This is a genomic window from Clostridium ganghwense, from assembly GCF_026735165.1.
Classification (GTDB): domain Bacteria; phylum Bacillota; class Clostridia; order Clostridiales; family Clostridiaceae; genus Clostridium_H; species Clostridium_H ganghwense.
In genome coordinates, this window is the sequence record NZ_JAPQES010000006.1 from 290,134 (window position 1) to 302,840 (window position 12,707).

Below are 12,707 nucleotides of genomic sequence, written 5' to 3' on the forward strand. Positions count from 1 at the left end.
TTATTCCCCCCTTCTTCATTAGTTTACTTAATTTTAAATACAGTTTTTATTGCATTTGTAGGACATGTATCCTTACATTCTCCACATCTGATACACTCCATACTATTTGGTTTCTTATATATTTCAACATCCATCTTACATGCTCTTGCACATTTACCACAGCTTGTGCATTTATCTTCGTCTATTGAATACCTGTAAATACTAATTGGATTAAAAATAGCATATATCGCTCCTAATGGACAAATAACCTTACAAAATGGTCTAAAGCTAATGATAGCTAAAATTATTGTTAAAATTAATATTGTCATTTTCCACTTAAATAAAAATCCAATGCTGTTTTGTAATGCAGGATTTGTTGATATAAGAGGAATACCACCCTCTAGTGTTCCTGCTGGACATATATATTTACAAAAAGTTGGATTACCCATTCCTATGTCGTTTACCCATAAAATAGGCAGTAGCAGTACAAATATTATTAATACAGCATATTTGATATAGCTAGTCCACTTTGGTAATTTAATTTTAGGAGTTGGGATTTTATGCAGTAATTCTTGTATGAGTCCGAATGGACATAAAAATCCACACACAAGTCTTCCTATTAATGTACCTATTAAAATTAATATTCCAAATATATAAAATGAAAACTTATATTTTGCACTTCCCATTACAGCTTGTAGAGAACCTATAGGACAGGAACCTACTGCACCTGGACAAGAATAACAATTAAGCCCAGGAACACAGCCTTTCTTTGGTAATCCCTTATATATTCTTCCTTCTAAAAAACCTTTTAAGTTAGCATTTGTTAGTACTGCACTAATAATTTGAATTACTTTTCTTTTTACTTTACCCAATTCCTATACACTCCAAACATATTCTAATAGCTTTATTAAAAACTTTTCCTACCTCACCTCTATAAGTACCCATTATTATAAATGCTGCTCCAGTAAATAAAAGTCCTATTCTTATTAATTTCCCTTTCATAATTAATCACCATTCACTATTTTATCTTGCCAGATAAAATATCATCTACAATATTTTTGAAGCCTTCAAAATCGCTGCCTCCTGGTACAAACATTTTTAGTACTTCTCCCTTTGAATTTACAAATAAAGTAGTAGGTACATAATCAAAAGATTTTACTACTTGTTTTTCCAAAGCTTCATCTGGAATGATATTAAGATATTTTGCATTTTTCTTACTTAAAATATCCTTTGCTGTATCTTTATCTTTATCGGATACTATACCAATCACTTTTACCTTTTTATCTTTAAATTCATCTTGAAGCTTTTGTAATTCAGGCATTTCCTCTATACATGGCCCACAAAACGTTCCCCATATGTTTATAACCGTTAAATCATTATCTGCAAAAATCTTATTTGTTACTTCTTTTCCCTCTAAATCTTTAGCAGAAAATTTGTTTATAGTCTTACCTCCTAGAGGATTTTCTTCTCCACTATCATCTTGTTTATTTGTTTCTGATTTATCAACAACTTTATTTTGTGCCTTTCCATTTTCCTTTGTTATCTTCTTTTGACCACAAGCTCCTAAAGTTCCAACTATAAAAACACTTAATATTAACATTGATATTTTTTTCATAATATCCGCTCCTTTTAATTCTCTTTGTATTTGAATTAATTTCTTCTATATCTTGAGTATATATTTTTCCTGTGTACTCTTTGTGTACTTAGCATGAATATTAAATGTTTTTTGCAACAAAAAAACACTGTTGTTATTGTAATCAACAGTGTTTTTTGATTTGCTAAATTTTTAATTTTATTCCTGATGTATAACATCAAGTCTTGCAAATTTACTATATTGTCCAAGAAAGGCAAGTTTTACTGTACCAGTTGGACCGTTTCTTTGCTTTGCAATTATACATTCAGCTACATTCTTATCTTCTGATTCTTTGTCATAGTACTCATCCCTATAAAGGAACATAACAATGTCAGCATCCTGCTCTATTGACCCTGATTCTCTAAGGTCAGAAAGCATCGGTCTGTGATCTGCTCTTTGCTCAGGCGCACGTGATAATTGTGAAAGTGCTATAACTGGGCATTGCATCTCTTTAGCAATAGCCTTAATAGACCTTGAAATTTCAGATACCTCTTGTTGTCTACTTTCAGAATTACTTCCACTCATAAGCTGAAGATAATCTATTATAATTAAGTCTATACCATGTTCTATTTTTATTCTTCTACACTTAGAACGCATTTCCATTACTGAAACCCCAGCTGTATCATCTATATATATCTTAGAATTAGCAATTGGTCCAGCTGCTTTTGCTATTCTTTCCCAATCGTTCTCATCTAGCTCTCCTGTTCTAAGTCTAAGCATATCTATATTAGCTTCTGCACAAAGCATTCTATAAGCTAATTGTTCCTTTGACATTTCAAGAGAAAATACAACTACACTTTTACCTTCTCTAAGTGCTGCATATTGACCAATATTTATTGCAAAAGTAGTTTTTCCCATGGATGGTCTTGCTGCAATAAGTACCATATCTCCTGCTTGAAGTCCTGAAGTTTTAGCATCTAACTCTGGAAAACCAGTAGCTATACCAGTAGTCTCCCCTTTGTTATTGAATATTTTTTCTATCTGCTCAAAACCTCTCTCAAGTACAGTGCTTATAGCCTCAAAATCATTTGTTTCTCTCTTTTGTGCTATATCAAATATTCTTTTTTCAGCAGCATCAAGTACACTTTCTACATCATCCTGCTTTGTATAACTTTCTTCCATTATATCTGCTGAAGCTTTTATAAGCCTTCTCAAAATTGCTTTTTGCTCAACAATTTTAATATATGAATTTAAATTAATAGTAGATTCTACAGAATTGCTTAATTCTGTTATATAGGTAATACCTCCAACTGCCTGTAGCTTTTCTGTAGCTTTTAAATGCTCTATTAATGTAATCATATCAACAGGAATATCTTTTCTAAATAATTCTAATATGGCATCAAATATAATCTTATGACCTTCTCTATAAAAGGCATCTCCATTTAATGGTTCTGCTGCTTGTGCTATAGATGTCTTATCTTTTAACATACATCCTAATACTGTCTGTTCTGCCTGCAAATTATGAGGCAAACTTCTTAGAGGTGCTTCCATCTATTCATCTCCAAATACAATTTTAATAAGTTCTTCTATATTATCTACTGCTCTAGCTTCAATATCTTTTAGTCCTTGAGGTACCTCTTTTATATTATCTTCAGGAACAAGTACAAGCTTTACGCCTTTTCTTCTTGCTCCATAAACCTTCTCAAAAATACCTCCAACCGGTTTTATTTTTCCTCTTAAAGAGATTTCACCAGTCATAGCAATATCCTGTCTTACAGGTTTATTTAAAAGAGCACTAATAATACATATAGTTATAGCAGCACCAGCTGAAGGACCATCTATACGTCCTCCCCCTATAATATTTACGTGGACATCATAGTCACTTATATCTTTATCTGTTAATTTTCTTATAACAGATGCAGCATTAAATACAGAATCCTTTGCCATACTTCCTGCTGTATCATTGAACCTTACAGTTCCTTTTCCTTTTTCCTTAGCTTCAAATACAGTTGTTTCAATTTCTATAGTAGAACCTATATATCCACTAACTCCTAGGCCATACACATGACCTACTTCGTACTCTTCACCTTTTGAAATTTCTTCAAAAGGAGTAATTCTACTTATAGATATAATTTCTTCTACATCTTTTATACTAATTGTAACATTATCCTCTGCGTCTGCTTTATTATTATAAAGTACATATCCATAAACATCAGCAAGTATATTTACTGCTTTTCTACCTTCTATTGTATATCTACTTATTAGTTCTGCAACGCCTTCTTCTAATTCTATATTTAATTTCTCAGCTGCATTAGTTACTATTTTTTCAATATCCTTAGAAGATAGGGGTTCAAAATATACTTCTGTACATCTTGATCTTAAAGCAGGATTTATATCCTTAGGTTCTCTTGTTGTTGCACCTATTAATACAAAGTCTGCCGGTGCACCATTATCAAAAAGATATTTGATATATTTAGGTATATTCTCATCATCAGGATCATAATAAGATGATGAAAATTCTACTCTTTTATCTTCCAAAACCTTTAATAATTTGTTTTGAAGTATAGTATCAAGTTCTCCAATTTCATCTATAAACAAGACGCCACCATGTGCATCCGTTACAAGTCCTGGTTTAGGTTCTGGAACACCAATTTCAGCTAAATCTCTTTTACTCCCTTGATATATAGGATCATGAACAGATCCTAAAAGAGGGTTTGTTATTTCTCTTGGATCCCATCTTAAAGTTGTTCCATCTACTTCTACAAATTCGCACTCTTTACAAAACGGAGTATACTTTAATTTTTTTACTTCCTCTAATGCAAGTCGTGCAGCAGTAGTTTTTCCCACTCCAGGAGGTCCATAAAGGATAATATGCTGTGGATATGGTGATGCCATCTTGGATATTAGAGACTTTATAGCTCTCTCTTGGCCAACTATTTCTGAAAAGACTTGTGGTCTCATTAGTGCCTGAATATTCTTAGAAAGTTTTCTTGCATCTAAAACCTCAAGTCTTGCATATTTCTTTAAAGTTTTAGCATTTTCGGAACCCTTTCTCTTTTTTATAATACCAAGTCTTACATCATCAATATACTTTTCTTGTTTTTCCATAACAGCTTGTTCTACTTCTTTTTCTATGCTATTTTCTATATATCTTTTAGCTAAAGCATTAACAAGACATTGATTAGTATTTTCTATTGCTTCCTCAATGTTATTTTCATTTGGTATTATATCGATTCCTTTACCTTCACTTATTATCTTATTTATTGCATATATTTTTTTATAAATATCATCACTATGAATATATTTATTAAGCTTATACTTTACAATTCTTGATCTTATAGTCTTTTCACTTATAACTTTTCTCATTATTTCATTTAATACATCTACTTGTATATCTAAAGACATTGTATCATTTATAAAATCCATTCCATCCTTTGATTTATCATTCATTAATGAAGATTTCAATATTCTTACCCTCCAGAAATTCCAAATTTAAAAAGATTTTCTTTTAGGTGTCCCCCCTTTTTCTATCAATTATTGTTGATTAATAATAACCTTTACTTTAGTAGATATTCCAGGATATAATTTTACTTCTACTTCATAAGTTCCAAGTTGTTTTATTGTGTCAGAAACTATTTTCTTCTTATCTACTTCAATTTTATATTGTTTTTTCAATTCTGATGCTATGTCTTTGCTTGTAATTGCTCCAAATAATCTTCCACCATCTCCTGCTTTGGCAGAAATTTTTATTTCTTTATTTCTTAATTCTTCTGCTGATTTTTGAGCTGCCTCAGTCTCTGCTAATTTTTTCTTTCTTGCAGCTTCTTGTTGTTTGTTCAAAATATGGATATTAGCATCTGTTGCTTCTTTTGCTAAACCTTTTGGTAATAAAAAGTTTCTTGCATATCCATCTGATACATTTATTACCTCACCTTTTTTCCCTTGTCCTTTTACATCTTTTAATAATATTAGTTTCATTATTCTTCACCTTCCCTTAAGTATTTATCAATAGCATGCTTTAATTTTTCTTTAGCCTCATCTATTGAAACATTATTTAGTTTAGTACCTGCGATTGTTAAATGTCCTCCACCACCTAATGTTTCTAATATTAACTGTACATTTATATCGCCAAATGATCTGCCACTTATAAATACTTCATCTTTTATTTTAACAAGAACAAATGACGCTTGAACACCTGTAATATTTAGTAACTCATCCGCTACTTGAGCAGCTAAAACATTATCTTGTATTTCTGGTGGACAAACAGTAATTGAGATATTATTTTCTATTTTGGCAAGGCTCATAATTTTAGCCCTCTTCAAGTAAGATTCTAAGTCACTTGCAAACATTTTTTTTACATTTGTTATGTCTGCTCCAAGCTGTCTTAAATAAGCGGCTGCTTCAAAAGTCCTAACCCCTGCCTTAAAATAGAAATTTTTAGTATCTACATAAATACCAGCTAGCATCATTTCTGCTTCTATGGAATTTATGTTATCCTTAGGACTCTCTATCATATATTGAAGCATTTCTGTAACTAATTCGCAAGTAGAAGATGCATATGGTTCTATATAATTTAAAAGAGTTTCTCCTACTGCATCAGTTGACTTTCTATGATGATCTATGATAACTATTCTATCTATCTTCTGTACTATTTCTAAATCATGCACATGACTTTTACTATTTACATCTACCAATATAAGCAAACTATTTTTATCATAATTATCCATACATGTTTCTTTAGTAACAAATGTTGGATTAAATAAATTCTCTTTTTTTATTTTTCCTATTGCGTTTTCTATTCCGTTATTTATACTATCAAGAATTACATATGATTCCTTACCTAAAGCTTTTGCCACACTATTAATTCCCATAGCAGCACCAAGTGCATCAATATCAGGATTTATATGTCCCATTATAAATACATTGCTGCTCTCTTTTATTATATCAACTAATGCATGAGCTACAACTCTAGCCCTTACCTTAGTTCTTTTTTCAACTTCTTTAGTTTTTCCTCCATAAAATTCAAGTTTATCTTTATTTTTTACAACAACTTGGTCTCCACCTCTGCTTAAAGCCAATTCTTTTGCAGATATTGCAAAATGATGATTTTCAAGAGGGGTCTCTCCTCCACACCCTATCCCTACACTTAGGGTAACTGCTAATTTATTACCAAAATTGATTTCTCTTATTTCATCTAAAATCTCAAAATTCTTTTCCATCTCTTTATTTATGTTTTTCTTATGAACTACCATTATATATTTATTAAAAGAATACTTTTTAATTGTTGCTTCCATGTTTTGCCCATAATTTTTTATGGTTCTTTCTATCTCTGCAGACAGAAGTAATGCCTTATCTTCTTCTGTAGTCTTAAGTACATCATCTAAATTATCTACTTCTACAAGTATTACTGCTCCTTTAATATTCTCTTTTTCTTTTTTTGCTTTTACTTCTTCTGTTACATCATAAAAATATAAAAGTACAATTTTATTTTTATTTATGCTAACATCCTTATCATCTTTTATATTAGTAAATATATTATAATATTTATCTCTAATTTTTACATATGTAAATAATTTTTCATCTTTATTTAAAATAAGATCTATGTTTACTTCATTTATTACTTCATTTATATTCCTACCTAATATCTCGCCTTTTTCAAATATATTATAAAAATTTTCATTGTACCATAGAATATTACCTTCTCCATTGATAATAGTTAATGGAAAAGGTATATTTACTAATACACTTCTTGTGGAAATATTCATTTTAGATACAAAATCCTCCATGAATTTTTCCCATTCATCCTTTTTGCCTTTAAATATCTTAATATTATAAAAAACTAATACAGAATATAATACTAATACAATGCCGCCTACATACAAATGTCCAAATATAAATAAAATAGCTATTAACAATGCTATAATTGCCATATATATTTTATTATTCTCGGTAAAATAATTATTCTCCATATTATTCCCTCTTCTTGACTTTTCTTATTGGATTAGGATCTAATCTTCTTAAATTCAAAATTATATCCATAGTTCCAGCTATAAGGTATATGTCCCCGAAAATTGGAATAACTAGACCTAAAAAAAGTATTATTGTTGAAGCTGCTCTAGAAAGCTTAAATTTATTTCTAAGTATATATGCAAAAAATGCAATTCCATTCAGACTAAATAAAAACCTTAGTATATACATACTAATGCCTGACATATAAGTCCCTATAGTTATTCCTCTTGAATCTAGTATTATTCCCAAGCATGCAATTATTATAATATATGCAGCTAATAAATTTGGAATATATATTATACTAAAAGTTGTAATTCTATCTATATTTAAATTTGACTTTTGTAGAACCTTACTTGTAATGTAATAATTTATATATGATTGTATTAAGCTATTTGCTAAAATAATTACTGGTAAAATAATAAGTATTTGTTGCGCAGTAATTGATTTTATAATTTGATTAACAGCATCAATAAGTTCAGTAGGTGCACCCATAGAAACATATGTATCTTTAGCTATTTTAAAAGGTTCCCTTGAAGCTTCTGCAATTAAATTTATAGATTTTAGTATACCTTGCTTATGTATAAATATAGAATATACTATAAATTGCACAATAGTTCCTATTCCAATAGCTATTGAAGTTACTATTATAGAAAAAGAATTTTTCTTCTTCTTATTTATACAATATCCTAAAACTATTCCCACAAGACCATACATAAAAGTATACAGTATTGTAAGTACCAAATTATGCTTAATACTTACTAAAATGGTACTTACAACAATACTAAACAAAGTAACCTTATAACCATTTCTAACATAAAGCAATGTTATTGGAATAGGCAAAATAAACATAGTTATTGTAGCTATAGAAGGTATATATGTAGTATTTAGGACAATCAAAAATATCACTGCAATTGTTAATATGATTTCTACTACTTTCACCTTAAAATTTTCATGTGCCATAATTTCCTCCATTAATCTCTGTCTTTAATGTGTATATATAATCTACTTAAATCTTTACTTTGCTTTTCCATAATGTCTTCGTCTGTTATACCTAATTTTAGTTTCTTCTTTACATTCTCATCCACATTTTCATAAGAATATCCTAATCTTTCCCCTAATAGATATAAAATTATTATTGCCCCAGAAATACATTCTAAAATAGCTTCTTGAGCAACATTACTTCCTCTTGCAAGTAATTTAAAAAAATCTCCTATAATACATAAAAGTTCAGCTTTTAAATTTTCTATAATTTTTATATTTGACATTATATTAAAATCATCATTTTTCACATGAATCATCCCCTTATGTAGTCCTATATATATATTTTAGTTATTTTTACCTTATTGTGCAACTTTAGTTTTAACCGTATTATATTTACTAGCTTTATCTTATTATATGTAAAAATAATGAGAACAAATGTATATATTGCTATAAAGGCGTTTCACTTCACTAAGAAAGTCTAATTTATGCTCTTAGATACATGCTGAAAAACATAAACTGGCTATCGCTCAAACATATGTCTTTCTTTACGCATATATCACGAAAATAAGTAAGACTTTCTAAAGTTTGTTCAAATGCCTTTTACGCAATATATACTTTCTTAGGATGCTTAAAGTTGAAAATTATAAAATTTAAAACAATATTTTATACTACCATTAAAAGTTATCCATAAATTTAAAATTTTATAATTTCCTAGTAAGAAAAATAAAAAAAGCAGCGCCCAAATTTAGACACTGCTTTTGTATGTTTATTAGTCAGTTGTAAATGGTAGCAAAGCCATGTTTCTAGCTCTTTTGATCGCTGAAGTTAGCTCTCTTTGATGCTTTGCACAGTTACCAGAAATTCTTCTTGGAAGTATCTTTCCTCTTTCTGTAACATATTTTCTTAATTTATTTACATCTTTATAATCTATAGTAGAAACTTTATCTGCGCAGAAAGCACAAACTTTTTTTCTTCTTCTTCTTCCACCTTTTCTATTAAAAGCCATTTTTTCCCCTCCTTACCTAATTAATTAAAATGGTATATCACCATCATCAATTGGAGTAATTTCTTCTTCATACTCCTGCTGATTGAATCCTTCAGATGTAGCTGATGTATTATTTCCAGTATTAAAGCCTGAGTTATTATTAAATGGTGTTTCAGTTCTGTTGTTTGGGTTTCCCCATTCTAAAAATTGAACTTCATCAGCAATAACTTCTGTAACATACCTTCTAGTACCATCCTTTGCTTCGTAAGATCTTGTTTGAATCCTACCACAAACTCCCATCAGCTTTCCTTTGCTCATGTAATTAGCTGTACTTTCAGCTTGTTTTCCCCATACAACTATAGGAATAAAATCAGCTTCTTTTTGTCCATTAGAAGAAAATCTTCTATCTACAGCTAAGGTAAAGGATGCAACAGCTTTTCCAGTCCCTGGAGTAAATCTTAACTCTGGGTCTTTAGTTAATCTACCGATTAAAACAACTCTGTTCATTTAAGCACCACCTATTTTTCAGGATTAACTACCATAAATCTCATAACGCCATCAGTAATTCTGAATACTCTTTCTAATTCTTTAGGTAATTCAGTATTAGCTTTAAAATTCACTAAAGTATAGTATCCTTCGTTAACTTTTTGTATAGGATAAGCAAGTTTTCTTCTACCCCATTCATCAACGTTTTCAACTACTCCTCCACCATTTTCGATTACACCTGCAAACTTTTCAAGTCTAGCTTTTATAGCTTCTTCATCTAAAGATGGGTGTAATATAAATAATGTTTCGTAATTTCTCATCAATTTCACCTCCTCCCCTTGGACTAACGGCTGTGATGTATCACAGCAGGGATCACATCTATTAATTCTACCATTTAAAACATTAAAAATCAAGCTATTATTTTTATTGCCAAAAAAGTATTTATTTAAACATGTTTCCCTTTAATTCTCAGGTATATTTTGTTTTATAACCCTCTTTACTCTTTTTTCAAATTTACTTCTTGGAAGCATTATTATTCTTTCACACCCTAAACATTTTATCTTTATGTCAGCTCCCAATCTTATAATTTCCCACTCTGTACTTCCACATGGATGCTTTTTTTTCATTTCAACAATATCACCAATATAAAACTCTTTTGCCATTTTATTTCTCCTTCTTTAATATTATTGTTTTTTATACAAATTCTATATACAATTATATAATAAATTAAGCTATAATATAAATAGTATGTAAAGATTTTGACTTTAGCATAAAAATTAAGTTAAAGGGGTATTAAAATGACACACTTATTACTACTAATAAAAGCCTTAATAAGCGGATTTACTACTGGTATAGCAATTTCTATCCCCTTAGGGCCTGCTGCTATTGAATCTGTAAATCGGACTATATCTAAGGGCTTTAAGCAAGGATTTATAGTATCTCTTGGTGCTATTACTGCTGACATTACATATCTTGTACTTATAAATTGTGGGCTCTCACGACTTTTACACCATAATAAAAAAACAGCAGCTTTATTTTGGATTATTTCAGGATTTGTTTTAGTTGCAATGGAATATAATAATTTGAAAAATATGGATAAACAAAACAAACATAAAGTTAGTTCACAAAATTCCTATCCTTTCTGGTCTGGTTTTATTTTAACTCTTTCTAATCCAATGACTCCCACTCTTTGGTTAGGTCTAAGTGGTACTGTTATTAGATTATGGCGCCGAGTTGGTAACTTTTATTATTGTTCATTTATTTTTTCACTAATCTTAGGAATGATGACTTGGTTTGCAGTATTAAATTTTCTTGCTTTTAAGGGCTTAAATATTTTTAAATCAGGTCGTTCTGAAAAAGCATCTATATATATGAAATGGATAATTTTACTTTTAGGAATTGCATTTATTATATTTGGTTTAATCAAACTCATATTTTAATGCTCAGCAAATATAAATAAATTTATTCTCCAGTATAAAAATCTCCTTTTATGGACATAATTTCAATAAAGGAGGTTTTGTGTATGGACAGTAAAATAACTCTAGATTCAATGGAACGAGATTCAGTATATAAATTAAGGGATACATTATGTAAAAAGTTATTTCACATAATAAAAACTAAACGTCCTATTATTCTTTTATGTATAGGTACTGATAGATCAACAGGAGATAGTCTTGGCCCTTTAATTGGTAATAAACTTAAAGCACTAGTGAAAAATGATTTCATTTTATATGGTACTTTAGAATATCCTGTACATGCAAAAAATCTTTGTGACATATTACAAGAGATTAAAGAAAAATATACTAATCCGTACATAATTGCTATAGATGCATGTCTTGGTAATGTACAAAGTGTTGGTAATATCATAATAGAAGAAAAACCTTTATCCCCAGGATCTGCAATGAATAAAAAACTACCTAAAGTAGGTAACCTAAGTATAACGGGGGTTGTAAATGTATCAGGGAGTTTAGAATTTATGGTATTACAAAATACTAGATTATATACTGTTATGCGTCTTGCGGAGGTTATTTCAAGAGGCATATATCACTCTATCCTTAAAACGCTAGGTAGTAAAAAGATTTCTGATTTTGATATTGTTTTACATAATATTAATAAAAATTTAAGTGCAAGCTCTAAATGAAAAATCTCCTAAGATGCTAAATAATATAAACTAGCTCTTAGGAGATTCTTTATTTATTACTGGCTTCAATTAAAACTTCTTCTTCTTCTTCTGATAAATCATATCTTGAAATTCCTTTATCTATGGGTTTTGCATAAACTGTGCTATCACTTCTTCCATAAATTCCTGTGATTACTACTCCATCATTATTATCATTTAGTAATGCTACCGAAAAACTCAAATCACTTCCTACATCCTCAAATGCCTTATATCTTAATATAGCTACTTTCTGTATACTCTTTTTAAACTTTTTGTCTAATTCTTCTTGTTGATTTTTTATTATTTCTGTATCAGCTTTTACTTCATCTATATTATCTAGATATTTTGTTACAATTTCCTCTAAGTTTTTATTATTTATTCCTCTTGTTAACTTTCTATATCTTATTTCCAATTTATTAAGAGATTTAAAAATCACGATTGTAACTATTAATAATATAATTATAGTACACATAAGTGCTATTGTTATATACGGCTGTAAATCACTTAAAGTCTGTAGTAATTCTTTCATTATGTCT

The 12,707-nt window shown here is 29.5% G+C and carries 16 protein-coding genes; 2 read left to right on the forward strand and 14 right to left on the reverse strand.

Features of this window, described 5'->3' with window-relative positions:
* Positions 1 to 23 precede the first annotated feature (23 nt).
* The 13 genes from OXH55_RS16630 to OXH55_RS16690 all read right to left on the reverse strand — a co-directional run bounded on the left by OXH55_RS16630 (position 24) and on the right by OXH55_RS16690 (position 10,675).
* Positions 24 to 851, reverse strand: a complete 828-nt coding sequence (locus OXH55_RS16630) for a 4Fe-4S binding protein (protein ID WP_268051184.1) — start codon at positions 849 to 851, stop codon at positions 24 to 26.
* Entirely contained in the window at positions 844 to 981 is a 138-nt protein-coding gene (locus OXH55_RS16635; protein ID WP_268051187.1) for a CD1871A family CXXC motif-containing protein, read from the reverse strand. The genes OXH55_RS16630 and OXH55_RS16635 overlap by 8 nt, the downstream gene beginning before the upstream one ends.
* Positions 982 to 997: 16 nt before the next feature.
* The gene (locus OXH55_RS16640) at positions 998 to 1,594 is read right to left on the reverse strand and encodes a TlpA disulfide reductase family protein (protein WP_268051188.1); all 597 of its coding nucleotides are present in this window, start codon (positions 1,592 to 1,594) and stop codon (positions 998 to 1,000) included.
* Positions 1,595 to 1,771: 177 nt separating this feature from the next.
* Complete coding sequence (locus tag OXH55_RS16645) at positions 1,772 to 3,103, reverse strand: replicative DNA helicase (RefSeq protein ID WP_268051189.1); 1,332 nt, start codon at positions 3,101 to 3,103, stop codon at positions 1,772 to 1,774.
* Positions 3,104 to 5,002, reverse strand: a complete 1,899-nt coding sequence (lonC, locus tag OXH55_RS16650; protein ID WP_268051236.1) for a Lon family ATP-dependent protease — start codon at positions 5,000 to 5,002, stop codon at positions 3,104 to 3,106.
* 84 nt (positions 5,003 to 5,086) lie between these two features.
* Entirely contained in the window at positions 5,087 to 5,530 is a 444-nt protein-coding gene (rplI, locus tag OXH55_RS16655; RefSeq protein ID WP_268051190.1) for a 50S ribosomal protein L9, read from the reverse strand.
* Entirely contained in the window at positions 5,530 to 7,521 is a 1,992-nt protein-coding gene (locus OXH55_RS16660; RefSeq protein WP_268051191.1) for a DHH family phosphoesterase, read from the reverse strand. Before OXH55_RS16660 ends, rplI begins: the two co-directional genes overlap by 1 nt.
* Before the next feature lies 1 nt (position 7,522).
* Entirely contained in the window at positions 7,523 to 8,521 is a 999-nt protein-coding gene (locus tag OXH55_RS16665) for a DUF2232 domain-containing protein (protein WP_268051192.1), read from the reverse strand.
* An 11-nt stretch (positions 8,522 to 8,532) separates the two neighbouring features.
* Positions 8,533 to 8,850, reverse strand: coding sequence for a MazG-like family protein (locus OXH55_RS16670; protein WP_268051193.1), 318 nt, complete (start codon positions 8,848 to 8,850; stop codon positions 8,533 to 8,535).
* A gap of 461 nt (positions 8,851 to 9,311) precedes the next feature.
* Positions 9,312 to 9,548 (reverse strand): 30S ribosomal protein S18, encoded by a 237-nt coding sequence (rpsR, locus tag OXH55_RS16675; protein ID WP_268051195.1) that lies wholly within the window; start codon positions 9,546 to 9,548, stop codon positions 9,312 to 9,314.
* A gap of 24 nt (positions 9,549 to 9,572) precedes the next feature.
* Complete coding sequence (locus OXH55_RS16680; RefSeq protein ID WP_268051196.1) at positions 9,573 to 10,034, reverse strand: single-stranded DNA-binding protein; 462 nt, start codon at positions 10,032 to 10,034, stop codon at positions 9,573 to 9,575.
* An 11-nt stretch (positions 10,035 to 10,045) separates the two neighbouring features.
* Positions 10,046 to 10,333: a 30S ribosomal protein S6 gene (rpsF, locus tag OXH55_RS16685; RefSeq protein ID WP_268051198.1), complete on the reverse strand. Its 288-nt coding sequence runs from the start codon at positions 10,331 to 10,333 to the stop codon at positions 10,046 to 10,048.
* A 141-nt stretch (positions 10,334 to 10,474) separates the two neighbouring features.
* Entirely contained in the window at positions 10,475 to 10,675 is a 201-nt protein-coding gene (locus OXH55_RS16690) for a DUF951 domain-containing protein (protein ID WP_268051199.1), read from the reverse strand.
* Between the two features lie 135 nt (positions 10,676 to 10,810).
* On the opposite strand from OXH55_RS16690, the gene OXH55_RS16695 reads away from it, so the two are divergent.
* Positions 10,811 to 11,452, forward strand: coding sequence for a LysE family translocator (locus OXH55_RS16695; protein WP_268051200.1), 642 nt, complete (start codon positions 10,811 to 10,813; stop codon positions 11,450 to 11,452).
* An 83-nt stretch (positions 11,453 to 11,535) separates the two neighbouring features.
* Positions 11,536 to 12,153 carry a spore protease YyaC gene (gene yyaC / locus OXH55_RS16700; RefSeq protein ID WP_268051201.1) on the forward strand — a complete coding sequence of 206 codons (618 nt, stop codon included), beginning with the start codon at positions 11,536 to 11,538 and terminating at the stop codon, positions 12,151 to 12,153.
* A 49-nt stretch (positions 12,154 to 12,202) separates the two neighbouring features.
* Here yyaC and OXH55_RS16705 read toward each other — a convergent pair whose 3' ends face one another.
* On the reverse strand, positions 12,203 to 12,700 hold the full coding sequence (locus tag OXH55_RS16705) for a DUF4446 family protein (protein ID WP_268051202.1): 498 nt from the start codon (positions 12,698 to 12,700) through the stop codon (positions 12,203 to 12,205).
* Positions 12,701 to 12,707 lie beyond the last annotated feature (7 nt).